This is a genomic window from Cellulomonas sp. Leaf395 (genome assembly GCF_001424125.1).
In the GTDB taxonomy this organism is placed as follows: Bacteria; Actinomycetota; Actinomycetes; order Actinomycetales; family Cellulomonadaceae; genus Cellulomonas.
Genome location: NZ_LMQI01000005.1, coordinates 979,269 through 1,004,472 on the forward strand (window position 1 = coordinate 979,269; position 25,204 = coordinate 1,004,472).

Here is a 25,204-nt window from a genome sequence, read left to right on the forward strand (position 1 = left end):
GGTCCTCAGAGAGCCGGAGTGCTCGACAGGAAGCGGTCGTAGCCCTCGTTCTCGAGGCGGTCAGCCAGCTCCGGGCCACCCTCCTCGGCGACCTTGCCGTCGACGAAGACGTGCACGAAGTCGGGCGTGATGTAGCGCAGGATCCGCGTGTAGTGCGTGATCAGCAGGACGCCGACGTCGGGGTTCTCCTTGACGCGGTTGACGCCCTCGGACACGACGCGCAGCGCGTCGACGTCGAGGCCCGAGTCGGTCTCGTCGAGGATCGCGAACTTCGGCTTGAGGAGCTCCATCTGCAGGATCTCGTGGCGCTTCTTCTCACCACCGGAGAAGCCCTCGTTCACGGACCGCTCGGCGAACGTCGGGTCCATGCGCAGGTTGTCCATCGCGGTGCGGACGTCCTTGACCCACGAGCGCAGCGGCGGGGCCGTGCCGTCGATCGCCGTCTTGGCGGTGCGCAGGAAGTTCGACACGCTGACGCCGGGGACCTCGACCGGGTACTGCATGGCGAGGAACAGGCCGGCACGAGCGCGGGCGTCGACGGAGAGCGCGAGGACGTCCTCACCGTCGAGGGTCACGGTGCCGCTGGTGACGTGGTACTTCGGGTGGCCGGCCAGCGAGTACGCGAGCGTGGACTTGCCGGAGCCGTTCGGGCCCATGATGGCGTGCGTCTCGCCGCTCGCGACGGTCAGGTCGACGCCGCGCAGGATCTGCTTGGGGCCTTCCTTGGTCTCGACGCTGACGTGCAGGTCACGGATCTCCAGGGTGGACATGCTGTTCCTTCCAGACTTCTCAGAGCGGGGCGTCGACGTCGACCAGCACACGCTGGCCGTCGACGGTCACGGGGTAGACAGGGACGGGCTGGACGGCGGGCGGCCCGGTGGGCTTGCCGGTGCGCAGGTCGAACCGCGAGCCGTGGAGCCAGCACTCGATCGTGCAGCCCTCCACCTCGCCGTCCGACAACGAGACGGCACCGTGCGAGCAGATGTCGCTGATGGCGTGCAGCTCACCGTCGGAGTCGCGCACCAGCGCGACCTCGACCGTGCCGTGCTCAGCCTCCAGCTCGACGCGGAGCGTGCCCTCGAGGGGCACGTCCTCGTCGAAGCAGGCCAGCTGGGCGCTCATGCACGCTCCGTCGTGAGGGACACCTCGGAACCCTCGACGTGGCCCTCGGACAGGCTGTCCAGCACGCTCATCGACTTCTCGAGCTCCCGCTCGATCGCGCCGATGAGGCGCTCCTCGATCGCCGGCACACCGATCTCGTGGATGAGCTCCGCGAAGAAGCCGCGCACCACGAGCCGACGGGCGTCGGACTCCGGGATGCCACGGGCGCGCAGGTAGAAGAGCTGCTCGTCGTCGAACCGGCCGGTCGCGCTGGCGTGCCCCGCACCCTCGATGAGACCGGTCTCGATCTCGAGGTTCGGCACCGAGTCGGCGCGGGCGCCGTCGGACAGCACCAGGTTGCGGTTGAGCTCGTACGTGTCCGTGCCCTCGGCCGCGGCCCGGATGAGCACGTCACCGACCCACACCGTGTGCGCACCCTCGCCCTGCAGGGCGCCCTTGTAGGCGACGCGCGAGATGCAGTTGGGCACCGCGTGGTCGACGAAGAGGCGCTGCTCCTGGTGCTGGCCCGCGTCGGCGAAGTACAGGCCGAGCATCTTCACGCTCGCGCCCTCGCCGACGAACTCGGCGTCCGGCGTGATCCGGACGACGTCGCCGCCGAGCGTCACCGCGATGTGCTTGACGGTCGCGTCGCGGCCGATGCGCAGCCGGTGCGAGGAGGCGTGCACCGAGCCGTCGGCCCAGTCGTGCACCGTGACGACCGTCAGGTGCGCACCGTCGTCGGCGACGATCTCGACCGTCTCGGTGAGCGCCGCGTGGCCGATGTGGTCGATGACGACGACCGCCTGCGACAGCGCCTCGGCGTGGATCAGCAGGTGCGTCGCGCTCGGCTCGAGCGCCGCCTCGTGCGTGCCTGCACCCTCGACGCCCTCGATGCGGATGGACGTCACCTCGGAGGCCACGGCTTCCTTCGGGATCGTGACGATCGTGGCCCGCGGGAACGAGGCCCACGCGACGGCGGACGTCCGGTCGCCGGGCTTGCCGGCCTTCCCGAGCCGCTCGTCGTCGCGCTCGACGATCTCGACCTGCACCTCGGGCGCCTCGACGACCGTCGTCAGCACGCCGTGGCCGTCCAGGACACCGTCGGTGCCCGCCGCGAAGAGCGGCGCGAGCCGGGCGACCGGCGCGAAGCGCCACTCCTCCTCGCGGCCGTGGGGCACGGCGAAGTCGGCCACGTCGAAGGACGTGGGGCGGGACGCGCGGGACGCCTCGGGGAGCGGTCCGACCCCGTGGCTGTGGCTCCCGTCGGCCGTGGCCTTGCTGTGGTCGGTCGACAGGGAGTCTGTTGCGGTCGTCATCAGCCGACGGCCCCTTCCATCTGCAGCTCGATGAGGCGGTTCAGCTCGAGGGCGTACTCCATGGGCAGCTCACGCGCGATGGGCTCGACGAACCCGCGCACGATCATCGCCATGGCCTCGGTCTCGGCCATGCCTCGGGACATCAGGTAGAACAGCTGGTCCTCGCTCACGCGCGACACGGTCGCCTCGTGGCCCATCGAGACGTCGTCCTCGCGGACGTCCACGTACGGGTACGTGTCGGAGCGTGAGATCTGGTCGACCAGGAGGGCGTCGCAGAGCACGTTCGACGCGGAGTGGTGGGCGCCCTCGAGCACCTGGACCAGTCCGCGGTAGGACGTGCGGCCCCCGCCGCGCGCGACCGACTTGGAGACGATCGAGCTGGAGGTGTGCGGCGCGGCGTGGACCATCTTGGCGCCGGCGTCCTGGTGCTGACCCGCACCGGCGAACGCGATGGACAGCGTCTCGCCGCGCGCGTGCTCCCCGAGCAGGTAGATGGCCGGGTACTTCATGGTCACCTTGGAGCCGATGTTGCCGTCGACCCACTCCATGGTGGCGCCCTCGGCCGCGGTCGCCCGCTTGGTGACGAGGTTGTACACGTTGTTCGACCAGTTCTGGATGGTCGTGTACCGCACGCGGGCGTTCTTCTTGACGATGATCTCGACCACCGCGGAGTGCAGCGAGTCGCTCGAGTACACCGGAGCTGTACAACCCTCGACGTAGTGAACGTACGAGCCCTCGTCGGCGATGATCAGCGTCCGCTCGAACTGGCCCATGTTCTCGGTGTTGATCCGGAAGTAGGCCTGCAGCGGGATCTCGACGTGCACGCCCGGCGGGACGTAGACGAACGAGCCGCCCGACCACACCGCGGTGTTGAGCGACGCGAACTTGTTGTCCCCGGGCGGGATGACCGAGCCGAAGTACTGCTCGAAGATCTCCGGGTGCTCACGCAGCGCGGTGTCGGTGTCGAGGAAGATGACGCCCTGCTCCTCGAGCGACTCCTGGATCTGGTGGTAGACGACCTCGGACTCGTACTGCGCGGCGACGCCGGCGACGAGGCGCTGCTTCTCGGCCTCCGGGATGCCCAGGCGGTCGTACGTGCTCTTGATGTCCTCGGGCAGGTCCTCCCAGCTGGTCGCCTGCTTCTCCGTGGAGCGCACGAAGTACTTGATGTTGTCGAAGTCGATGCCCGACAGGTCCGAGCCCCACCAGGGCATGGGCTTCTTGTCGAACAGGCGCAGCGACTTCAAGCGCGTCTTGAGCATCCACTCGGGCTCGTTCTTGAGCGCGGAGATCTCCCGGACCTTCGCCTCCGACAGGCCGCGGGTCGCGACGGACCCGGCGGTGTCGGCGTCGTGCCAGCCGTAGTTGTAGTTGCCGATCGAGGCGATGGCCTCGTCCTGGGTCAGCTGCGTCGCCTGCGGCACGTCGGCCGCAGTGCTGTCGGTCTGTGCACTCATGCTGAATGTCCTTCCACGGAGGGCACGGGGTGGTCAGGGGCGTGGGGGGCGTGCGTCGAGATGGTCTGTCCGGTGGTGAGCGGGATGCTCGTGGTGCAGACGTGGCCGCCACCGGCCAGCGTCGCCAGGCGCTGTACGTGCACGCCGAGGAGCCGCGAGAACGCGCGCGCCTCGGCCTCGCACAGCGCAGGGAACTCGTGCGCGACGTCCTGCACGGGGCAGTGACCCTGGCACAGCTGCATGGCCATGCCGCCGGGGACCGGCCGCGCGGAGGCGGCGTACCCGTCGGCAGTGAGACCGTCGGCCAGGACGCGGACGCGCTCGGCGACGTCGTCACCTGCGGCGGCCACGGCCTGGGCGTGCCGCTCCTCCAGGTCCCGGACCCGCTGCTCCGCGAAGCCCTGCACGGCCTGCGGTCCGGCGGTCTCGGCGAGGAAGCGCAACGCCTGGCTGGCCAGCTCGGAGTAGCGGTGGGACAGCGCGGCCTGGCCGCGGCTGCTCACGACGTAACGGCGGGCGGGGCGTCCGCGACCCTTCGGTCCGTGGGGGCCCACGGGAGCCTCGTGCACGGTGATCTGGTCCGTGGCCTCGAGGACCCCGAGGTGCCGTCGGATCCCGGCGGGAGCGAGGTCGAGCTGGGCGGCGAGCTCGGCGGCGGAGACCGGGCCGGCGGCAGCGACGATCTGCAGCACGCGCTGGCGGGTCCCGGCGTCGGAGTCGGGCGTGGTGGTGTCCGCCAGGGTGCGGTCGATCGCAGGCAGCGTCGCGTTCATGCACACACCTCCGTCGGGCTTGTCCGGTCTTGGCGGCCGCGCACCATCCGTGCGCGTGCAAGGGCCGCGATATTGGCAACATCCTTGTTGTCAATATCCATCCCTGCAAGCAAGGAGACCCTTCGTTCGGGGTCGCGTCCCTCACACGGCGAGGTCATCCGGGCGCCCTAGACTTCCCTCTCGTGCCCGACTCCCCCGCGCTCGAGATCTCCGGGCTCGTCAAGCGCTACGGCGGCCGTGCCGTCGTCGACGGGCTCGACCTCGTCGCCCACCACGGCCAGGTGACCGCGGTCCTCGGTCCGAACGGCGCGGGCAAGACGACGACGGTCGAGTGCTGCGAGGGCCTGCGGGAGCCCGACGGCGGAAGCGTGCGCGTGCTGGGCCTCGACCCGCTGACGCAGGCCCGGGATCTGCGCCCTCGCGTGGGCGTGATGCTCCAGGACGGCGGCCTGCCGACGGGCGTCAAGGCGCACGAGATGCTCGCGCACGTCGCCCGGATGTACGCCGACCCCCGAGACCTGGGCGAGCTCACCGAGCGCCTCGGGCTGGGGTCGTTCGCCCGCACCACCGTCCGGCGGCTCTCCGGAGGTCAGCGGCAGCGGCTCGCGCTCGCCGCGGCGATCGTCGGCCGACCCGAGGTCGTGTTCCTCGACGAGCCCAGCGCCGGGATGGACCCGCAGACCCGCCACGCGGTCTGGGACCTTGTACGCGAGCTGCGCGACGAGGGCGTCGCCGTCGTGCTCACCACCCACCTCATGGACGAGGCGGAGGACCTTGCCGACCAGGTCGTCGTCGTCGACCGCGGCCACGTCATCGCGCAGGGCTCCGTGCCGTCGCTCGTCTCCTCGGCCGAGGACCGCACCCTGCGACTCGAGACCGCGCCGGGGCTCGACCTGCACGCTGCGCTCGGCGCGGAGTTCGTCGTCACCGAGCCGCGCGACGGCTCCTACACCGTCACCGGCGCCGTCGACCCCGACGCGGTCGCCGCGGTCACCGCCTGGCTGGCCGGGCAGGGCGCGCTGGCGACGAAGCTGACGGTCGGACGCCGCACCCTCGAGGACGTCTTCCTCGACCTGACCGGACGGAACCTGCGATGAGCGCCCCGGCACCCACCTCGGCGCGCATCCTCGCCCAGACCTCGTTCGAGGCGCGCGCCATCCTGCGTAACGGCGAGCAGCTGCTGGTCACGATCATCGTGCCCGTGCTCGTCCTCGTCGGGCTCGCGCGGGTCACCGGGATCGAGCTGGACACCGGCGGTGCCAGCCGGATCGACTTCCTGACGCCCGGCATCCTCGCCCTCGCGGTGATGACGACGTCGTTCACGTCGCAGGCGATCGCCTCGTCGTTCGACCGCCGCAACGGCGTCCTGCGGCTGCTCTCGACCACCCCTCTGGGCCGCGGCGGGCTGCTCGCGGGCAAGGTGCTCGGCGTCCTCGTCGTGGAGATCGTGCAGGTCGTCGTCATCGGCCTGACCGCGCTGCTGCTCGGCTGGCGCCCCGACCCCGCCGGGCTGGCTCTCTCGCTGGTCGCGATCGTCCTGGGCACCGCCGCCTTCACGTCGCTCGCCCTGCTCGTCGCCGGCACCCTGCGCGCCGAGGCGGTCCTCGCCGTCGCGAACCTCCTGCTGCTCGTCCTGGCGGTGGCCGGCGGCGTCGTCATCCCGGCAGAGCAGCTGCCCGGCCCGATGGCCCACATCGCGCTGCTGCTGCCCTCCGGCGCGCTAGGCGAGGCGATGCGCGAGACCTTGATGCACGGCGCGCTGCCACCCTGGTCGGTCGTGGTCCTCGTCGGCTGGACCGCCGCGCTCGGATGGGGTGCGAGCCGCCTGTTCCGCTGGCACTGACCGCTACCGTGGGCCGATGGACGCTGCGCAGGACGCCTCGTTCCAGGCGGCGCTGGCCGCCGAGTACGCCGCGCTCGTGCGCACCGTCTCCGAGTTCGACGGGCGGCTGATCACCGTCAAGGGCTGGTCGGTGACGCTGAGCCTGGCGGGTATCGGTCTCGGCTTCCAGCAGGAGCACTACTCGCTGTTCGCTCTCGCCGCCGCGACGGGCGCAGCGTTCTGGCTGATCGAGGCGATGACGAAGCGCCACCAGGTGCGGTACTACCCGCGGATGCGGCAGATCGAGGCGTGGTGCGCCGGCTGGAGTGACCTCCGGCTCGGCGTCGTGCCGGTCTCCGCGCCCCGCATCGACGCCGCCTGGACGGCGGCCGGGCGGGCCGATCCCGCGGCCGCGCTCGACGAGCCGCCGCGGGAGATGACGAGCGACGAGATCCGCCGCATGCACCGCCACGTCGCGTGGCTCCCTCACGTGTTCGTGCCCAGCGCGTTCGCCGTGGTCCTCGGGCTCGCCCTCACCGTGGTGGCAGCGGCCGGGGGCCTCGACATCCCGCTGTGACGAGCCTCGCGCGCTGACCGGTCAGGCGCCGACCGGCCGGAACGTAGGCTGGTCGACGTGAGCTCGTCCCCCGCCCTCGACACCGGATCGTCGACCCTGGACCGGTTTCGTGACCGGTGGACCTGGACGGCCGTCGTCGCCAACCTCGTCGGCCAGATCCTCATCATCGTCACCGGCGGCGCCGTGCGGCTCACCGGCTCAGGCCTGGGGTGCTCGACGTGGCCCGAGTGCGAGCCGGGCGAGTTCACTCCCCGGTTCCACGACGCGACGTCGATCCACCCCTTCATCGAGTTCGGCAACCGCACGGTCAGCGGTCTGCTCGTGGCCGTCGCCACCGTCGTCGCGGTGCTGGTCGTCCTCGACCGTCGCCGGCCCTGGTCGTACCGCCGCCTGGGCCTCGTCCCCGTGGTGGGCGTCCTGCTCCAGGCCGTCATCGGCGGGATCACCGTGCTCGTGGACCTGCACCCGGCGATCGTCGGCGGCCACCTGCTCATCTCGATGGCCCTCGTCGCGTTCTCCACCTGGTTGGTCGTGCGCACGCGCGAGGGAGACGGCCCGGCCGTGCCGCTGGTCGACCGGCCGACTCAGCTCCTGGTCCGCGTGCTCAGCGTCCTCACCGTCGTGGTGCTGGTGCTCGGCGTCGTCGTCACGGGCGCAGGACCTCACTCGGGCGACGACGAGGTGGGCTACCGGTTCGACGTCGACCCGTGGGCCATGTCGAAGCTCCACGCGGCCTCCGTCTGGGCGTTCGTCGCCGTGCTCGTCGTCGTCCTGGTCCTGCTGCGCCGTCGCGGTGTCGTAGGGCGACCCTGGACCACCGGCCTCGTCCTCCTGGCGGTGACGCTGGCCCAGGGCGCCATCGGCTACGTCCAGCTGTTCTCCGGCCTGCCGATCGGCCTGGTCAACCTGCACATGCTGGGCGCCGCGGCGCTCGCGTCGACGGTCACGTTCTTCGTCGGGAGCCTGCGCACACGCGGCAGCATCTAGCCGACTCTGTCTCTGTCTGGATTTCCCTGTCGTCGTGTCGGACGTCTCTTCTAGCCTCGGACCATGGCAGACGCGATCACGGCAACGGGACTCGTCAAGAGGTACAAGACCGTCACGGCCCTCGACGGGGTCGATCTCGCCGTGCCGACCGGCTCTGTGCTCGGCCTGCTCGGACCCAACGGCGCGGGCAAGACCACCATCGTCCGCATCCTCACCACCCTGCTGCAGCCCGACGAGGGATCCGCGACGGTCGCGGGCGTGGACGTCCTGGCCAAGCCACGGGACGTGCGTCGACGCATCGGCCTGTCGGGGCAGTACGCCGCCGTCGACGAGTACCTCACCGGCTTCGAGAACCTCGACATGATCGGCCGGCTGTACCACCTGGGGGTCAAGCGCTCCCGGGAGCGCGCCCGCGAGCTGCTCGCATCGTTCCGGCTCGAGGACGCCGCGGACCGTCCGTCCAAGACCTACTCGGGCGGGATGCGCCGCAGGCTCGACCTCGCGGGCGCGCTCGTGGCGGACCCGCCGATCATCTTCCTCGACGAGCCGACCACAGGCCTGGACCCGCGCGGGCGCACCGAGATGTGGGAGGTGATCCAGAACCTCGTCGCCGGTGGGACCACCCTCCTGCTGACCACCCAGTACCTGGAGGAGGCCGACCTGCTGGCCGACGACATCGTCGTCATCGACCACGGCAAGATCATCGCGCAGGGCACGGCCGACCAGCTCAAGATGCAGGTGGGCGGCGAGCGCCTCGAGCTCACCGTCCGGGACCCCGCCACGCTGCTCGCCGCACGGGACCTCCTCGAGCCGCTCGGGGTCGGCAAGGCAGGGCTGGACGAGGGCCGTCGCACCCTGCTCATGCCGATCAGCGGTGGTGCGCAGGTGCTCACCGAGGCGCTGCGCGTCCTCGACGACGCGGGGATCGGCATCGACGACGTCGGGCTGCGCCGCCCCACGCTCGACGACGTGTTCCTGTCGCTCACCGGTCACGTCAGCGAGGAGGACGGCCCGCAGGACGCGCGACCACCGGACGATCCTCCCCCCGCAGAACCGACCGCTCGCGGCCGGCACGCGGCCAGCGACGCGTCGTCCACCGGAGGTGCCTGATGGCCACACCGACCGTCTTCTCGGACTCCTACGTCGTCGCCAGGCGCAACATCATCAAGATCAAGCGTGTCCCCGACCTGCTGGTCTTCACCACGCTCTCGCCGATCATGTTCGTCCTGCTCTTCGCGTACGTCTTCGGCGGCGCGATCGCCGTGCCCGGCGGGACCGACCCGGACGCGTACCGGGAGTTCCTCATGGCGGGGATCTTCGCGCAGACCGTCATCTTCGGGGCCACGATCACGGGCGCCGGGCTGGCGGAGGACATCAAGAAGGGCATCATCGACCGGTTCCGGTCGCTGCCCATGGCCCCGTCGGCGGTGCTGACCGGCCGCACGATCTCCGACGTCGCCAACAACATCCTCGTGCTCGTCGTCATGTCGCTGACCGGGCTGCTGGTCGGCTGGGCCATCCACAGCTCGCCCGCCGAGGCCGCGCTCGGCTATCTGCTGCTCCTGATCTTCGCCTACGCGATCTCCTGGATCATGGCGTGGCTCGGCATGCTGGTGCCCAGCGTCGAGGTGTTCAACAACGCCACGTTCATCGTGATCTTCCCGTTGACGTTCGTGGCCAACACGTTCGTCCCGCTGGAGACGCTGCCCGCTCCCCTGCAGACGTTCGCGGAGTGGAACCCGGTCTCGGCGGTGACCCAGGCCTCCCGTGAGCTGTTCGGCAACATCCCCGAGGGGGTCCCCACCCCGGACGCATGGCCGTTGCAGAACCCGGTGCTGTACACGCTGATCTGGTCCGCGATCTTCATCATCGTGTTCGTCCCGCTGGCCAACCTGCAGTACCGCCGGTCGACCAGCCGCTGATCACTCGGAACGGTCAGGACGCCACGGCCTCCAGCGTCGACCACCCGCGGGCGCGCGCCGCCGCCGCCGCGAGCACACCGGTGACGGCCGTCGGGCTGTGCAGCCGCCCGGACAGGGCCGCGTCCACGGCCTCGTCGAGCGGGACCCACACCGGCACCATGGTCGCTTCCTCGTCGGTGCGCGTGAAGAGGTCGGCGTGCGCCACGGGCCGCAGGTCCCGCGCCAGGAACACCCGGATCCGTTCGTCCGACCCGCCGGGCGTCGTGAAGAAGTCGACGAGCCGCCACCAGGAGCCTGCGACGAGGTCGGCCTCTTCGGCGAGCTCGCGGGCCGCGGCGACGACGAGGTCCTCGTCCGGCACGTCGCGCAGACCGGCCGGCGGCTCCCACAGCTCGGAGCGCACCGGGTGCCGGTATTGCGAGAGCAGCAGCACGCGGTCGTCGTCGTCCAGCGCGATCACGGCCACGGCACCCGGGTGCGCGACGTACTCGCGAAGTACCTGGGTGTCCCCCAGGTCCACCACGTCGCCGACGAGGTCGAAGATCTTCCCCCCATGGATCACCTCGTGCGACACGACCGGACGCGGTGCCTCGAGGTCACGGAGCATCAGGACTCGTCGCCGCGCTGGGCCAGAGCAGCCTCGATGAGCCCGGCGAACAGCGGGTGCGCACGGGTGGGTCGGGACTTGAACTCCGGGTGCGCCTGCGTGGACACGTAGTACGGGTGCACGTCACGCGGCAGCTCGACGAACTCGACGAGCGAGGTATCGGGCGAGACGCCGGAGATGACCAGACCGGCCTCCTCGAGCTTGTCGCGGTACGCGTTGTTCACCTCGTAGCGGTGGCGGTGGCGCTCGGAGACCTTGGTGGCGCCGTAGGCCTCGGCGACGACGGACCCCGGCGTGAGCACCGCCTCGTACGCACCCAGGCGCATGGTTCCGCCGAGGTCGCCGTCCCCGCCGACGATCGCCAGCTGCTCGGCCATCGTCGCGATGACCGGGTGCGCGGGGTCGGCGTCGAACTCGGACGACGACGCCCCGTCGAGGCCGAGCACCGTGCGCGAGTACTCGATGACCATGCACTGCAGGCCGAGGCAGATGCCGAGCGTCGGGATCAGGTTCTCCCGGGCCCAGCGCAGTGCGCCGAGCTTGCCCTCGATGCCCCGGACACCGAAGCCACCGGGCACGAGCACGGCGTCGACACCCTCGAGCGCGAGCCGGGCACCCTCGGCCGTCTGGCAGTCGTCCGAGGTCACCCAGCGGATGACGACCTTGGTGTCGTGGTGGAAGCCGCCGGCGCGCAGGGCCTCTGTCACGGACAGGTAGGCGTCAGGCAGGTCGATGTACTTGCCGACGAGGGCGACCTCGACGCGGTGGGCCGGCTGGTGCACGCGGTGCAGGAGGTCGTCCCACCCCTTCCACACGACGTCCCGGAACGGGAGGCTGAGCCGCTGGACGACGTACGCGTCGAGCCCCTCGGAGTGCAGCACGCGCGGGATGTCGTAGATGCTCGGCGCGTCCTTGGCGGTCACCACACCCTCGACGTCCACGTCGCACATCAGCGCGATCTTGCGCTTCGTGGCCTCGGGGACCTCGCGGTCGGCCCGCAGGACGATGGCGTCCGGCTGGATGCCGATGCTGCGCAGGGCGGCGACGGAGTGCTGCGTCGGCTTCGTCTTGAGCTCGCCCGACGGCCCGATGTACGGCACGAGCGAGACGTGCAGGAAGAACACGTTGTCGCGGCCGAGGTCGTGGCGCACCTGACGGGCTGCCTCGAGGAACGGCAGCGACTCGATGTCGCCGACGGTGCCGCCGATCTCCGTGATGATGACGTCGATGTCCTCGTCCGCCTGCTGACGCATGCGGGTCTTGATCTCGTCGGTGATGTGCGGGATGACCTGCACGGTGTCGCCGAGGTACTCGCCGCGACGTTCCTTGGCGATGACCTGCGAGTAGACCTGGCCGGTCGTCACATTCGCCGAGCCCACGAGGTTCACGTCGAGGAAGCGCTCGTAGTGACCGACGTCGAGGTCCGTCTCGGCGCCGTCGTCGGTCACGAAGACCTCGCCGTGCTGGAACGGGTTCATGGTGCCCGGGTCCACGTTCAGGTACGGGTCGAGCTTCTGCATCGTGACGCGAAGGCCACGGGAGCGAAGGAGTCGGCCGAGGCTGCTCGCCGTCAGACCCTTGCCGAGGGAGGAGGCGACACCCCCGGTGACGAAGATGTGCCGGGTCGTGGATTCCGACCGCCCGGAGAGTCGATGCGCGCGCTCTGTCACGGGATTCCAACCTACCCGACGAACGCCCCATGCCGGAGCGCGGAGCGGGGTGAGTCCGCACACGTCGGACGTCAGACCAGCGGCGCGCCCGGGTTCGCGGGGTCGGTGACGGCCACGGCCGCGGGCGGTCGGGGCTGGGCCTCGATCGCCCGGAAGTCCCGGACCGTGCCACGGTCCCCCGCGAGGACGGCGCCGGCGACGACGAACGCCGCGATCACCGCACCGCCGGCTGCGGCACCGGCCGCGGTGACCGGACCGTGCCCGGCCACCTCGGCGACAGCGTCGACGACCCACCTGCCGGCGAGCGCCCCCACCGCGGCGCCGGCGACGAGCACGACCGCCGCACGCACCAGCCCCGCGGTCGCCGGGCGACCGGCGGCCCGACGCAGCAGGATGACGGCGAGTGCGCCGCCCGTCAGCATGCCGAGGGAGCTGGCCTGGGCGAGCGCGAGGAGCGTCGCCGCTGGGTCGTCGCCGGCGGGTGCGAGCACAGCGGCGAGCACCGGTGCCGCGACGGCGACCGTGCCCCAGCCCACGACGTTGGCGGCGATCGCCGACCTGCCGCGCTCGAGCGCGTAGAGCGCCCGCGACGCGTGGAACATGAGCGCGAACCCGAGCAGCCCGGGCGCCAGCCAGGTGATCGTCGTGGTCATCGCGCCCAACGCCGAGCCGCCGTCCGCGATCCAGTCGAAGATGTCGGTCACCGCCGGGGCGATCGCCACCAGCACCGCCGCACCCAGGGCTGCCGCCGCGAGGACGGCGCGCAGGGTGCCGGACGCCATACGCGCGAACGCCTCGTGCTCGCCGGAGGCGGCCCGTTGCGCGAGCCGCGGGAACGTCGACGTCGCCAGCGGGACGACGAGCACGGCGTACGGCAGGAGGTACACCTGCTGCGACCAGAGGTAGACCGACCACGTGCCGGCGCTGCCGCGGGCGCCGGCCACGAGCAGCGCCACCAGCACGGAGAGCTGCTGCGCCACCAGGGAGCCGACGCCGGCGAACGCCAGCACCGCCAACCGGCGGCCCACCCCGCCGGGCGGGAACCGCAGCGTCGGGCGGATCCGCACGCCGAGCCGGTGGACCGGGATGAACATGGGGAAGCACATCGCGGCGACGCCGAGCGTGGTCCCCCAGCCCAGAACGGCGAGGGCGGTGTCGGTGACGGCGGCAGGGTCGTCGACCTCACCGCCGGCGAGCGCCGCGTAGACCAGGTAGGTCGCGATGACGACCACGGACGACAGCACTGGCGCGAACGCCGGCCAGAAGAACCGCTTGTGAGCCTGCAGGACCGCGTAGAGCAGTACCGCGATGCCGTACATCGGCACTTGGACGGCGAAGATCGCGATGAAGTACTGCAGGAGGCCTCGCTCGGCGTCGTCGAGATTCGGCCACACCGAGGCGATGAGCCCGCTGGCTGCAGCGAGGCCGGCCCCGAGCGGCACCAGCACCAGCAGCGTCCAGCCGAACGTCGCCGACGTGATCGCGTCGACGTCCTTGCGCAGGGCGCGCGACACGGGCAGCGCCAGGACCGGGATGAGCGCACCGGCGAGCGCCCCACCGGCGGCGACCTCGAAGAGGACGTTGGGGAGCGTGTTCGCCGCGTTGTAGACGCCGCCGATGCTGCCATCGTCGAACGCGTGCGCCTGGACCAGGTACCGGCCGAACCCGAGCACACGGCTCAGGACCGTCACCGCCGCGATCATCGCGGCCGCGCCGCCGAGCCCGGCGAGGGTCCGCCGCGCCGTCGGGCTCACGCGGACCGGTCCGCCGGCGGGTCGACGGGACGCCGACCCCAGCCGTCGATATCGCGCAGCACCGGGGTGCGCTCGATCACGCGCGTGAAGCTGACCTTCTCGCTGGCGACGGTGAGCGCCACGACGACGGCGAGCGCGGCCAGCCGGACCGGTCGTGGTGCACTCAGCACCACCGCCGTCCCCAGGGTCGCGCCGAGGGCGTTGGCGCCACCGTCACCCAGCATGTCGGCCTCGGCCAGGTCCCGCTGCATCGCAGCCCCCACCACGCCGAGCACCGCCGCGCCCGCCCCGGCACCACCGCCCGGACCCAGGCTCAGCGGAGCCGCGACGAGCGTCGCCGCCTTGAGGGCGCGGCCCGGCCGCAGGTCGAGCAGGTTGAGCAGGTTGGCGCTCGACGCGACCAGCGCGCCGGACGCAGCGACGTCGGCCAGCCAGCCGATCGCCGAACGGCGCGTACCGTCGGGTCGCTGCAGGGGCGTCGCCACGGCGGCCGCCACCAGCGCGCCGCTGCCGATGCCCAGCACCTTGAGCCCACCCGTGGTGAGCTCGCCGTGCGCGAGGGCGCCGAGGTGGCCCCGCAACCCCTTGCGTCGCGTCGCGGTGTCCTCGCCGAGGTCGTCCACCAGGCCGAACGCTGCGCCCGACGCCGTCGCGACGGTCAGCGCCAGGGCTCCGCGCGACGAGGGCGCACCGACCAGGCCTCCGGCGAGCAGCCCCGCGGCGACGGCCGGTCCTTCAAGCAGGCTGATGGGCTCGCCCCGGTGGTTCGTGCGGGTCCAGCGCACCTGGCCGCCCGGCGCCTGCGCGTCGGACGCGCGGCGCACCACCGCGGTCACCGCGCTCGCGACGACACCGGACAGGATGCGGCGCGGCAGGCCGACCGTCATCCCTCGGTCCCGGCGGTCGCGCCCGTGCCCTCGGGCACCCGCGGCGAGCGGTCCACCGGCGGGAGCTCGACGGCCGCGGGCAGCGGAGTCTCCTCCTCGCCGAACCCGTAGTGCCCGTTGGTCCCGGCGATCCGACCGGCGAGCGCGAGCGGCACGTTGACCTGCCCGGTGACGACCTCGGTCCCCGAGACGGTCGTCAGGGTCGCGGCCAGGTCCTGGTCGGCCAGCACGGCATCGGTGAGGCTGCCCTCGCCGCGAGGGCCATCGGCAAGCGCCGCACCGGACGACAGCTCCTGCGCCGCGCTCAGCACGGCGAGCTGGGCGGCCACGGACTCGTCGGGCACCGCGGTGGGCGTCGCACCCTCGGCCGGCTGCTCGAACGGCACGCCGAGGACGACGATCGCGTCGGCGGGGACGGTCACCTGGTCCGCCACGGTCACCAGCGGGCTGTCGCTCTCGCTCGACGACAGGAGCTCCAGCAGCACGGAGGCGTCGTCGGAGAGCACGTCCGGGTTGCTCGGGTCGGCCGTCACGAGCGCCTGCACGAGGGCCGAGGCGAGCTCCCCCTCCACGCCGGCGTCGTCGGCCGGGACCGGGTCGAGGTACGTGAGCAGCTGACCGACGAGGGCCTGACGGAAGGTCCGCGCGTCCGGGTCCGCCCAGGTCTCGGTCAAGGTCACGTGCGCGGTGACGCTCGCGCCGGACTCCTCGAGCCGCTCGTCGATCGCGGTGCGGGTCGACTCGTCGACCTCCCCGAGCGCGATGACGGCCACGCGGCGGTCGGCGAGCGAGCCGTCGAGCAGCTGCGGTCCTGCGGCGTCGATGTACGTCTCGGCGTCCTGCAGGGCGCCGGACGTCGTGTCGAGCTCGGCCCGCAGAGCGTCCTTCTCGCCGCGCAGCTGCTCGACCTGACCGGTGAGCGTGTCCCCGATCGTCTCCTTGAGCGGGCCGGCGCCGAGGGCGATGCCGACGGCGAGCGCGAGGAAGACGGAGATGAGCGAGACGATGTGGTAGCGGAAGTCGATCACAGTGCGAGGTCTCCGTCGGGTACGTCACCGGCGAGGACCGGGACCAGGTGCAAGGGGCGGGCGGCGGCGGGGCTCATCCGAACAGACCGCCGAACCACGACGTGATGTCGTCGATACGGGCGCCGGAGAGGCCGATCAAGGTCTGGCCCGCCGCGGTCGAGGCCAGAGCCACGCCGAGGGCGAGGAGTCCGGACAGGACCAGGAGCGTGAGCTGGAGGTTCGAGATCCGGTTCCGGTAGAGCCGCGACACGCCCTTCGCGTCGACCAGCTTGCTGCCGACCCGCAGGCGGGTCAGGAAGGTGCTCGCCATGCCGGAGCGGCCCTTGTCGAGGAACTCCACCAGCGTGGCGTGCGTGCCGACGGCAACGATGAGCTCGGCGCCCTTGTCGTCGGCGAGGAGCATCGCGACGTCCTCGCTCGTGCCGGTGGCGGGGAACACGACATGGTTGACGTCGAGCTGCTCCACGCGGGCGAGCCCCGGTGCGCGACCATCGCGGTAGGCGTGCACGACCACCTCCGCACCGCACATCAGGGCGCGGTCGGAGACGGAGTCCATGTCGCCGACGATGAGGTCGGGCTTCCACCCGGCATCGAGGATCGCGTCCGCTCCGCCGTCGACACCGATGAGCACCGGCCGGTACTCCCGGATGTACGGGCGCAGCGTGACGAGGTCTTCCTTGTAGTGGTAGCCGCGCACGACGATGAGCACGTGCCGACCGTCGATCTCGGTCGAGATGTCCGGCACCCCGATTCCGTCGAGGAGCAGGTCCCGCTCGCGGCGCAGGTAGTCCATCGTGTTCGCCGCGAACGACTCGAGCTGCACCGAGAGGCCGGCGCGGGCCTCTTCCATCGCCGCCGCGACGCTCGCCTCGGTCTGCAGCACGCCCTCGGCGACGAGCGTCTCCCCGTCGTACACCGAGGCGTCGACGATCCGGAGCCGATGCCCCTCGGTGACGGCCATGACGTCCGCACCGAGGTCGTCGATCAGCGGGATGCCCGCCTCGATGAGGATCTCCGGACCGAGGTTGGGATAACGCCCCGACGTCGAGCGCGCCGCGTTGAGCACCACCGACGGCTGGCACGCCACGAGCGCCTCCGCGGAGACCCGGTCGAGGTCGAGGTGGTCGATGACCGCAATGTCACCGGGCCGCAGACGCTTGGTCAGTGCCTTGGTCCGAGGGTCGACACGTGCCGGACCGGCGACGACGCCGGGTTCGGGCAGGGCGGTGCGCTTGCGCAGGGAAGCTCTCATCGCCGCTCATCGTCCCACGGACGAGAGCTCGAGCAGTTCTGCGGCGTGGGTCCGCGCCGCATCGGAATCCTCCTGACCTGACAGCATGCGGGCGAGCTCGCGCACCCGCTGGTCCAGCGTGACCAAACGCACGTCCGACTCGGTGACCACGTCGACCCCGTCGGCGGTCGACTTGGTGACCACGAGGTGGTGGTCGGCGAACGCGGCGACCTGCGCGAGGTGGGTCACGACGAGCACCTGGCTGCCCTGCGCGAGGGCCGACAACCGTCGGCCGACCTCGATCGCGGCGCGCCCACCGACGCCGGCGTCGACCTCGTCGAACACGAAGGTGCCCGGCCGGGTGGCCCCGGGTGCCGTGGCGAGCGCGACTTCGATGGCGAGCATCACGCGGGACAGCTCGCCGCCCGACGCGCCCTTGCCCAACGGTCGTGCGGGTGCACCGGCGTGCGGGACGAGAAGCATCTCGACCCGGTCGGCACCGTGCGGCCCGGGCTCGTCGGCCGGCTCGACGCTGACGCGCAGCTCCGCACCGCCCATCGCCAGCCCCGACAGCTCCTCGGAGACCACGCCGGACAGCCGTTCCGCACCGCCGCGCCGACCGGTGGTGAGCTCCGCCGCCAGGGAGTCCAGCCCGGTGTCGAGCCGGGTGCGGGCCTCGCGCAGCTCCGCGATCCGTTCGTCGCCGCCGTCGAGGTCGAGCAGGCGACGGCCGGCGGTGTCCGCCCAGGCCAGCACCTCGGCGACCGTGGAGCCGTAGCTGCGTGTCAGGGTGCCCAGCTCGGCACGACGACGCTGGGCGGCGTCGAGGCGCAGCGGGTCCGCCTGCAGGTCCTCGAGGTAGGCGGCCAGTTCCGTGGAGACGTCCGCGAGCAGGTAACCGGCCTCGGCGACGCGGGTGGCCAGCGCGGCGAGCGCCGGGTCGTGGGTGCCCTCGTGCTCGAGCAGCCGGCGCGCGAGCTCGATCGTGCCGATCGCCGCGGCGCCCTCGTCGGCGCCGTCCTCGCCGACGAGCGCCGCGTGCGCCCCCGCCGCCGCCGTCCGCAGGTCTTCGGCGTGCGAGAGCCGGTCGACCTCCTCGGCCAGCGTGACGTCCTCGGCGGGCTGGGGGTCGACCCGCTCCACCTCTGCCAGCCCCAGCCGCAGGAGCTCGGCCTCGCGCGTCCGGTCCCGTGCCTGGTCGACGAGGTGCGTGAGCTCCGCGTCCACCCGGGCGCGCTCCGCCCAGGCGGCGCGGTAGCGCGCGAGCACCTCGCGGTGCGCTGCCCCGACGAACTCGTCGAGCGCCTCCCGCTGCACGGCCGGCGACCGCAGGCGCGCCTGGTCGGCCTGGCCGTGCACGGTGACCAGCTCGTCCGCGAGCTCGGCAAGCACACCCTGCGGCACCGAGCGCCCGCCCACGTACGCCCGCGACCGGCCGGCCGCGCCGTCGGTGCCGGCGCCGACGGTCCGCAGGAGCACGAGGCTGCCGTCGTCGTCCAGCTCGGCACCGGCCTCCGCCGCCCGCTCCAGCGCGGCGCCACCGACGGCCAGCACGACGCGCCCCTCGACCGCGGCCGACGTCGACCCGATTCGCACGGTGGCCGGGTCCGCCTTGCCGCCCAGCAGCAGGTTGAGCGCGGTCAGGACCATCGTCTTGCCGGCGCCCGTCTCCCCCGTCAGGACGGTGAGCCCCGGTCCCAGCTCGACGTGCGCGCGACCGATGACGCCGAGGTTGTCGATGCGGATCTCCTCGATCACGCCGTCACCTCCGGGGTCGTGGGTCGTGCGGTCGGTCGTGCGGTGGGTCGAGGTGCGCTCGGCCGACCGCGCCACCCGTCCACCGGCAGCCCGAACTTGTTCACCAGGCGGGTCGTGAACGGCGCGGGTGTCAGCCGCGCCAGCCGCACCGGGATGTCGCTGCGGGTGACCTCGACGCGCGACCCCGGGGGGACCTCGAGACGACGGCGCCCGTCGAGAGTGACGAGGCCAGCGGCAGGCGACCGCTCGAGCACCTCGACGGCGAGCCGGCTGCGAGGGCCCACGACGAGGGGACGTGCGAACAGCGCGTGCGCGGAGATGGGGACGAGGATCATGCCGTCGACGTCCGGCCACACCACGGGGCCGCCCGCGGAGAACGCGTGGGCCGTCGAGCCCGTGGCGGTCGCCGCGACGACGCCGTCGCAGCCGAACGACGACAGCGGGTGGCCGTCGACCTCCAGGAGCACCTCGAGCATCCGCGAGCGGTCGGCCTTCTCCAGCGCAGCCTCGTTGAGCGCCCACCCGGTGCCGATGCTGCCGTCGGGCCGGATGACCCGGACGTCCAGGGTGCCGCGCTCCTCGACGTCGAACTCGCCCGCGGTCAGGCGGCGCACCGCCTCGCCGACATCCTCACGCTCGCTCTCGGCGAGGAAGCCGACGTGCCCGAGGTTGACGCCCAGCAGGGGCACCGCGGTCCCGCGCGTGAGCTCCGCCGCCCGCAGGATCGTCCCGTCGCCCCCGAGCACGATGGCGAGCTCGAACGTCGGCAGGTCCGCGGCGACGGCATCTTCCGACGCCAGGACGGCCTCGACACCGGCCCGTTCCAGCTCGCGGACGGCGTCGTGGGTGGCCGACACGGCCTCCTCGCGGCCGCGATGGGTGACGACCAGGGCGCGCCGGGTCACTGGGCCACCTCTGCGTCCGCCAGGACGGCGTCCGTGATGAGGGCGACGGGCACCTGAACCGGGTCGGCGCTGTCCGGCCGCGCGAGCCACAGGAAGAACTCGATGTTCCCGCTCGGTCCGGGCAGCGGGCTGCGGACCACGCCGCGCACGGCAAGACCGAGGTCCGCCGCCGCACGGGCGACACCGACGACGGCATCGACCCACAGCCCGGGGAGCCGGACGACCCCGCCCGACCCGAGGCGTTCGCGCCCGACCTCGAACTGGGGCTTGACCATCACCAGGAGGTCGGCGTCGGGGCGCGCCACGGCGACCAGCGCAGGGAGCACGAGGGTCAGCGAGATGAACGACAGGTCGGCGACGACGAGGTCCGGCTCCGGGGTGACGTCTCCCTCGGTCAGCGTCCGCACGTTGACACCCTCCCGCACCTCGACCCGCGGGTCCTCGCGCAGCGCGTCGACAAGCTGGTCGTGCCCGACGTCGACGGCGACCACCCGGGTGGCACCCCGGCGCAGCAGCACGTCGGTGAAGCCGCCGGTGCTCGCGCCCGCGTCCAGGCAGCTCCGCCCGGCGACGACCGGCCCGTCGGGACCGAGCGCGTCGAGGGCACCCGCCAGCTTGTGCCCGGCGCGCGAGGCGTACCCCGGGTCGGAGTAGTCAGCCCGGACGGACACCTGCCGCTCGTCCGTGACCTGCGCGGCACTGCGCGCCACCGCCGTGCCGTCGACGGTCACCCGGCCTGCCGCGATGAGCTCGCCGGCGTGGCGACGCGACCGGGCCAGACCGCGACGCACCAGCTCCGTGTCGAGGCGTGTGGTCACCGCAGGTCAGCCCTCCGCGTCCGCGAGCCGGTCCTGGAGGGCACCGTGGACCGCGTCGAACACCGCGACGTGGTCACGCAGCGGATGGTCCTCGAGGCCCGCCAGAGCCGACAGCGCCTGGTCGACGGCGTCGTCCGACGTCGAGCCCGTGATGGCCGTCTCGCTCACTGCACCGCCTCCCGACGTGGTCGTGTACCCGCGCGGTCCGCGGAACGCTCACCGCCGGACCCGATGGGCACTGACGCGCCACGGGACGCGCCCACGCTACCTGGCGCGCGGCACATCAACCCGTCGCCACACACAGGCGGGACCACCCCGGCGGCGCCGTCAGTCGTGGACGAGCTCCGTCGCCAGGTCGGGTACCGACGTCGGGTCGAGCTCGACGCCCGCATCGACCGCGGCCCACGCCGCCGCACACGCGGCCCGCACGACGTCGACCTCGTCCTCGACGGACGACGACGTCCCACGACCGAGCTCGAGCCTGCCGTCGAGCACGCGAGCCGACGCACCGCGGACGGTCCACCAGCCCTCCGAGCCCTGCTGCGGCTCCGGGTGCGCGACGAGCAAGGACCTCAGGTCCGCGCCGATCAGGTGCGGACGCTCCCCCGGCGCGGCGAGGATGTCGTCGCGCGCCGAGCTCACACCCGTCAGCACGTGCAGGCCGATGTAGCCACCCGCCCGCGCACCGGCGAGGTCCGTGTCCAGACGGTCCCCGATGACGAGGGTCTCCCGGGCGCCCGCCCGCTCTACCGCCATGTCGTACATCGTGGGCGACGGCTTGCCTGCGCTGTCCGGAACCACGCCCGTCGCCGCCTGCACGGCGCCGACCAGCGAACCGTTCCCGGGCGCGAACCCGCGTGCCGTCGGCAGGCTCAGGTCCAGGTTCGACGCCACGTGCCACGCCCCGCGTCCGACGGCGTACGCCGCCTCCGCCAGCTGCGGCCAGCCCACGTCTGGAGAGAAGCCCTGCGCGACCGCCGCAGGATCGTCCTCGGCCGACTGCACGACGACGTACCCGGCCGCGCGAACGGCCGTGACCAGGCCCGCACCACCGACGACCAGCACCTTCGACCCACGCGGGAGTCGCGTCAGCAACAGCTGCGCCGCCGCCTGCGCGGCCGTCATGACCTCCGACGGCTCCGCCGCGATGCCCAGCTCCGTGAGCTGGTCCGCGACCGACTCCGGCTCGCGCGACGCGTTGTTGGTGACGAACACCAGCCGCATGCCCCGCGCACGCGCCGACGTCAGCCCCTCAGCCGCGCCGTCGATCGGCTCGTGGCCGCGGTAGGCCACACCGTCCAGGTCGACGAGCGCGAGGTCGAACCGGTCTGCGAGCGGCGTCTGCGAGCCGACGAGACCGCCCGTCACCGACCGTCCTCCGCCTCGTCCGACCCGCTCGCACCCTGCTCAGCCTCGTCGCGAGTCCCGTTGGCACCCGCGTCATCCGCCACGTCACCAGCGAGGGCTGTGCCTGCGTCGTCGGTGCCAACACCGCCGTCGTCGGCGGCCACGTCGTCGCCAGAGGCCACGTCGTCAGAGTCGTCGTCAGACTCGTCCGAGTCGTCCGACTCGTCGTCCGACTCGTCCGACTCGTCCGACTCGTCGGTGCCGTCGATATCGGCGGCCTCGGCGACCGGTGCCCCGGCAGCGTCATCCACCTCGTCAGAGGTGTCGTCGGAGTCGTCGTCGTCGGACGCATCGTCGTCGGAGTCAACGTCGTCGGCAGAGTCGTCGACGTCCGTCGAGTCGGCGCCTTCGGGTGCCTCCTCGTCGTACTCGCCGTCGGCGTCGAACTCGCTCAGGTCGAACGAGACCACCTCGTCCTCCACCTCGACGTCCCCGGAGGCCTCGTCGAGCTGGTCCTGGGTGTAGGGCGCCAGCTCGGCGAGCGCCTCGTCGGACCGTCCGGCCGCGTCCAGCGCCGCCGCCCGCGCCTGTGCCACCCGGATCGTGACCAGACCGGTCCCCGCTCGCACAGCGGGCGTCGAGAGGGCCGCCACGGCGGCCTCGGCCTGGCCGAGGTCCAGACGTGCGCCGCTGACGACCATCGCGAGCTCGATCTTCGCTTCCGCGTCGAGCGTCTCAGCCTCGGGCTCCTGAGCCAGCGCGAGCGCCCGCTCGGGCCGACCGAGGCCACGTTCGCAGTCGGCCATGATCGCGAGGTGCTCCGACGAACCGTTCAGCCGGCGCACGGTGCGCAGCTCGCGCAGCGCCTCGGCATAGCGTCCCGTGCGGTACGCGGCCAGCCCGGCGGCCTCCCGCACCACGTCGACACGACCGGCACGCCGGACCGCAGCCTGGGCGTGCTCGTACGCGAGCTCGGGCTGCACGTCGAGGAGCCGGCCCACCATCACGAGGTGGCGTCCGACACCGTCGGCGTTGTCCTTGCTCAAGGTGCGCAGGCGCCCACGGACCGAGCGGTCGAGGTCACTGAACACCACCTCGTCCGGGATCTCGGGCGCGACGACGCGCTCGTCCTGCGGGGGGCGTGTCAGCCGACGGTCGTCGCTCTCGCGACGGTCCGCGCCCGCGCCGTAGCCCCGGCTCGAGCCCGACCGGTCGTCCCGGGCTGACCCACCGGACGGGGGCCGACGATCACCCGTCGCCGGACGATCGGCCCGGTTGCCGCCGGCCGCCGGCCGAGAGGAGCTGGTCCGCTCGCCCGAGGTCCGCGCGCCACGATCTGCCGAGGGGGGACGCTGACCGCTCGACGCCGGTCGGTCGCTCGACGGTCGCCGCTCCGTCGCGCTGCGCTCGCCGGACGGACGGCTTCCCTGGCTCGGCCGGTCGCCGGACGCGCGACGGTCGCCGTCGCTCGGGCGGCTACCGCCGGGACGTTCGCCGTACGAGGGACGCTCCGTGCCACGGCTCCGGTCACCACTGCCGGCGGGGCGGTCGCCGTAGGACGGACGACCGGCACCCCGGTCACGGTCACCGGCGCCGTAGGCAGGGCGGTCTCCGTCACCGGAGCGCTCGCCACCGGACCGGTCGCCGTACGAGGGCCGGTCACCAGCAGGGCGCCCGCCACCGGACGACCGGTTTCCGGACGGCCGGTCGCCGCCCGAGGGCCGGTCGCCGTACCCGGACCGCGCGCCGCCAGAGCGGTCGCCATAGGACGGACGGTCGCCACCTGAGGGGCGGTTGCCGTACGACGGACGGTCACCGCCACGGCTGCGATCTCCGCCTCCTGAACGGTCCCCGTACGAGGGACGGTCACCACCGGACGGGCGATTGCCGTACGACGGACGATCGCCACCGGACCGGTCACCGTACGAAGCACGGTCACCACCGGAAGAATGGTTGCCATACGACGGACGATCGCTACCGGAGGTGCGGCCTCCGTACGACGGACGGTCGCCACCGGACCGGTCACCGTACGAGGGACGGTCACCACCGCGGTTGCGGTCTCCGCCACCAGGTCGGTCTCCGTACGACGGCCGGTCCCCGGCACCTCGACTGCCGTAGGACGATCGCTCGCCGCCCCCGGAGCGATCACCGGTGGGACGCCCGCCGGACGTCGGACGGTCTCCGCCCGGGCGGTTGCCGTAGGACGGACGGTCGCCCCGGCTGCGGTCGCCGGAACCGGAACGGTCGCCGTAGGAGGGCCGGTCACCGGCGGGACGACTGCCATAAGACGGCCGGTCGCCGCTAGGACGACTGCCGTAGGAGGGCCGGTCGCCGCCACGAGACTGGTCGCGACCGCCACTGCGGTCACCGTAAGGGGGACGTTCGCTCGATCCACGGCTGCCGTAGCTGTTGCCACCATCGCGGGAGCGGTCGCCGTAAGACGGTCGCTCGCCGGCGCGGCTACGGTCGCCGCCGCCGGCGCGATCACCGGAGGAGGGACGCTCGCTGCGTCCGTAGCCGGGCCGGTCGCCACCGGACCGATTGCCGTAGGACGGCCGGTCGCCGCCAGACGCGGGCCTGTCGCCACGCGAGTCCCCAGCGCGGCCGGCCGACGACGGCCGGAAACCTCGGTCGTCACCTGGCGGCCGGCCACCGGACGACGGCCGATAACCGCGGTCGCTACCGGAGCCGTACGACGAGCCCGACGCACGGCCACCGCCCTGAGACGAACCACCTGAACGCGGCCGTCCGCTGCCCCCGGACGAGCCGCTGCGGGGCGCACCGCCACCGCCTTGCGAACCACGCGCCGAGCTGGTGTTGCCGTCGGGTCGACCTCGGTCCGCCCCACCCGACCGGCCACGGCCGTCGGGTGTGCTCCCGGCACGATTCTCGCTGTTCATCTGTGTGCTCTCCTCGTCGCGATCGACCGCCCCATCGTCTCATCCCCGGCTCCGGGCGCCGGACGGCGACCAACGGGCCGCACCGACGACGCGGAACGGGGACGACACTGCGGTGATTCTTGGTGATCAATACGCCCGACGTTGCGCGCACAAAGCTGTCCTGAAAAGTGGTCTGGAAAGTGGTCTGGAAAGGGTCTGGAAAGGGTCTGGAAACACAGAAAGAGCCACCCCCGTAGGGGTGGCTCTTCCTGAATGATGTCCGGCGGCGTCCTACTCTCCCACACCCTGGCGAGTGCAGTACCATCGGCGCTGAAGGGCTTAGCTTCCGGGTTCGGAATGGGACC

At 72.4% G+C, this 25,204-nt stretch carries 23 protein-coding genes and 1 rRNA gene; 6 read left to right on the top strand and 18 right to left on the bottom strand.

Going from position 1 to position 25,204, the window contains the following annotated elements; all coding sequences use genetic code 11:
- Positions 1 to 5 precede the first annotated feature (5 nt).
- From sufC to ASG23_RS19135, 5 genes are read right to left on the bottom strand one after another with little or no spacing between them, the layout of a single operon-like run.
- Positions 6 to 770 carry a Fe-S cluster assembly ATPase SufC gene (gene sufC / locus ASG23_RS19115; RefSeq protein WP_056028289.1) on the bottom strand — a complete coding sequence of 255 codons (765 nt, stop codon included), beginning with the start codon at positions 768 to 770 and terminating at the stop codon, positions 6 to 8.
- Between the two features lie 19 nt (positions 771 to 789).
- Positions 790 to 1,122 carry a non-heme iron oxygenase ferredoxin subunit gene (locus ASG23_RS19120; RefSeq protein ID WP_056028292.1) on the bottom strand — a complete coding sequence of 111 codons (333 nt, stop codon included), beginning with the start codon at positions 1,120 to 1,122 and terminating at the stop codon, positions 790 to 792.
- On the bottom strand, positions 1,119 to 2,417 hold the full coding sequence (gene sufD / locus ASG23_RS19125) for a Fe-S cluster assembly protein SufD (RefSeq protein ID WP_056028295.1): 1,299 nt from the start codon (positions 2,415 to 2,417) through the stop codon (positions 1,119 to 1,121). The genes ASG23_RS19120 and sufD overlap by 4 nt, the downstream gene beginning before the upstream one ends.
- Positions 2,417 to 3,874 carry a Fe-S cluster assembly protein SufB gene (sufB, locus tag ASG23_RS19130; RefSeq protein ID WP_056028298.1) on the bottom strand — a complete coding sequence of 486 codons (1,458 nt, stop codon included), beginning with the start codon at positions 3,872 to 3,874 and terminating at the stop codon, positions 2,417 to 2,419. The genes sufD and sufB overlap by 1 nt, the downstream gene beginning before the upstream one ends.
- Positions 3,871 to 4,647 carry a helix-turn-helix transcriptional regulator gene (locus tag ASG23_RS19135; RefSeq protein WP_056028301.1) on the bottom strand — a complete coding sequence of 259 codons (777 nt, stop codon included), beginning with the start codon at positions 4,645 to 4,647 and terminating at the stop codon, positions 3,871 to 3,873. The genes sufB and ASG23_RS19135 overlap by 4 nt, the downstream gene beginning before the upstream one ends.
- Positions 4,648 to 4,829: 182 nt before the next feature.
- On the opposite strand from ASG23_RS19135, the gene ASG23_RS19140 reads away from it, so the two are divergent.
- From ASG23_RS19140 to ASG23_RS19165, 6 genes are all read left to right on the top strand, one after another.
- Complete coding sequence (locus tag ASG23_RS19140) at positions 4,830 to 5,744, top strand: ABC transporter ATP-binding protein (RefSeq protein ID WP_056028304.1); 915 nt, start codon at positions 4,830 to 4,832, stop codon at positions 5,742 to 5,744.
- Complete coding sequence (locus ASG23_RS19145; RefSeq protein WP_056028307.1) at positions 5,741 to 6,490, top strand: ABC transporter permease; 750 nt, start codon at positions 5,741 to 5,743, stop codon at positions 6,488 to 6,490. The genes ASG23_RS19140 and ASG23_RS19145 overlap by 4 nt, the downstream gene beginning before the upstream one ends.
- A 16-nt stretch (positions 6,491 to 6,506) precedes the next feature.
- Positions 6,507 to 7,046 carry a hypothetical protein gene (locus ASG23_RS19150; protein ID WP_056028310.1) on the top strand — a complete coding sequence of 180 codons (540 nt, stop codon included), beginning with the start codon at positions 6,507 to 6,509 and terminating at the stop codon, positions 7,044 to 7,046.
- Between the two features lie 57 nt (positions 7,047 to 7,103).
- Positions 7,104 to 8,033: a COX15/CtaA family protein gene (locus tag ASG23_RS19155; protein ID WP_056028313.1), complete on the top strand. Its 930-nt coding sequence runs from the start codon at positions 7,104 to 7,106 to the stop codon at positions 8,031 to 8,033.
- Positions 8,034 to 8,096: 63 nt separating this feature from the next.
- Positions 8,097 to 9,143 (top strand): ATP-binding cassette domain-containing protein, encoded by a 1,047-nt coding sequence (locus ASG23_RS19160; RefSeq protein ID WP_082516331.1) that lies wholly within the window; start codon positions 8,097 to 8,099, stop codon positions 9,141 to 9,143.
- Complete coding sequence (locus tag ASG23_RS19165; protein WP_056028316.1) at positions 9,143 to 9,955, top strand: ABC transporter permease; 813 nt, start codon at positions 9,143 to 9,145, stop codon at positions 9,953 to 9,955. The genes ASG23_RS19160 and ASG23_RS19165 overlap by 1 nt, the downstream gene beginning before the upstream one ends.
- 13 nt (positions 9,956 to 9,968) lie before the next feature.
- On the opposite strand, the gene ASG23_RS19170 is transcribed toward ASG23_RS19165, so the two are convergent.
- From ASG23_RS19170 to rrf, 13 genes are all read right to left on the bottom strand, one after another.
- Positions 9,969 to 10,562 (bottom strand): NUDIX domain-containing protein, encoded by a 594-nt coding sequence (locus ASG23_RS19170; RefSeq protein ID WP_056028318.1) that lies wholly within the window; start codon positions 10,560 to 10,562, stop codon positions 9,969 to 9,971.
- Positions 10,562 to 12,232: a CTP synthase gene (locus ASG23_RS19175; protein WP_056028321.1), complete on the bottom strand. Its 1,671-nt coding sequence runs from the start codon at positions 12,230 to 12,232 to the stop codon at positions 10,562 to 10,564. Before ASG23_RS19175 ends, ASG23_RS19170 begins: the two co-directional genes overlap by 1 nt.
- A 71-nt stretch (positions 12,233 to 12,303) precedes the next feature.
- Positions 12,304 to 13,986, bottom strand: a complete 1,683-nt coding sequence (murJ, locus tag ASG23_RS19180) for a murein biosynthesis integral membrane protein MurJ (protein ID WP_056028324.1) — start codon at positions 13,984 to 13,986, stop codon at positions 12,304 to 12,306.
- The gene (locus ASG23_RS19185) at positions 13,983 to 14,873 is read right to left on the bottom strand and encodes a hypothetical protein (RefSeq protein ID WP_056028327.1); all 891 of its coding nucleotides are present in this window, start codon (positions 14,871 to 14,873) and stop codon (positions 13,983 to 13,985) included. Before ASG23_RS19185 ends, murJ begins: the two co-directional genes overlap by 4 nt.
- Positions 14,870 to 15,901: a copper transporter gene (locus tag ASG23_RS19190; protein ID WP_056028331.1), complete on the bottom strand. Its 1,032-nt coding sequence runs from the start codon at positions 15,899 to 15,901 to the stop codon at positions 14,870 to 14,872. The genes ASG23_RS19185 and ASG23_RS19190 overlap by 4 nt, the downstream gene beginning before the upstream one ends.
- 73 nt (positions 15,902 to 15,974) lie before the next feature.
- Complete coding sequence (gene steA / locus ASG23_RS19195; RefSeq protein ID WP_056028333.1) at positions 15,975 to 17,153, bottom strand: putative cytokinetic ring protein SteA; 1,179 nt, start codon at positions 17,151 to 17,153, stop codon at positions 15,975 to 15,977.
- Positions 17,154 to 17,159: 6 nt separating this feature from the next.
- Complete coding sequence (gene recN, locus ASG23_RS19200) at positions 17,160 to 18,890, bottom strand: DNA repair protein RecN (protein ID WP_056028684.1); 1,731 nt, start codon at positions 18,888 to 18,890, stop codon at positions 17,160 to 17,162.
- Complete coding sequence (locus tag ASG23_RS19205; RefSeq protein WP_056028336.1) at positions 18,887 to 19,795, bottom strand: NAD kinase; 909 nt, start codon at positions 19,793 to 19,795, stop codon at positions 18,887 to 18,889. The genes recN and ASG23_RS19205 overlap by 4 nt, the downstream gene beginning before the upstream one ends.
- Positions 19,792 to 20,613, bottom strand: coding sequence for a TlyA family RNA methyltransferase (locus ASG23_RS19210; RefSeq protein WP_056028339.1), 822 nt, complete (start codon positions 20,611 to 20,613; stop codon positions 19,792 to 19,794). Before ASG23_RS19210 ends, ASG23_RS19205 begins: the two co-directional genes overlap by 4 nt.
- Positions 20,614 to 20,619: 6 nt before the next feature.
- On the bottom strand, positions 20,620 to 20,781 hold the full coding sequence (locus ASG23_RS20360; RefSeq protein WP_200941642.1) for a hypothetical protein: 162 nt from the start codon (positions 20,779 to 20,781) through the stop codon (positions 20,620 to 20,622).
- A gap of 159 nt (positions 20,782 to 20,940) precedes the next feature.
- Positions 20,941 to 21,981, bottom strand: a complete 1,041-nt coding sequence (locus ASG23_RS19215; RefSeq protein ID WP_056028342.1) for an HAD-IIA family hydrolase — start codon at positions 21,979 to 21,981, stop codon at positions 20,941 to 20,943.
- Positions 21,978 to 23,051 carry a hypothetical protein gene (locus tag ASG23_RS20635; protein ID WP_235521254.1) on the bottom strand — a complete coding sequence of 358 codons (1,074 nt, stop codon included), beginning with the start codon at positions 23,049 to 23,051 and terminating at the stop codon, positions 21,978 to 21,980. The genes ASG23_RS19215 and ASG23_RS20635 overlap by 4 nt, the downstream gene beginning before the upstream one ends.
- Positions 23,052 to 25,117: 2,066 nt before the next feature.
- Positions 25,118 to 25,204, bottom strand: a 5S ribosomal RNA gene (gene rrf, locus ASG23_RS19225); the annotation flags it as partial.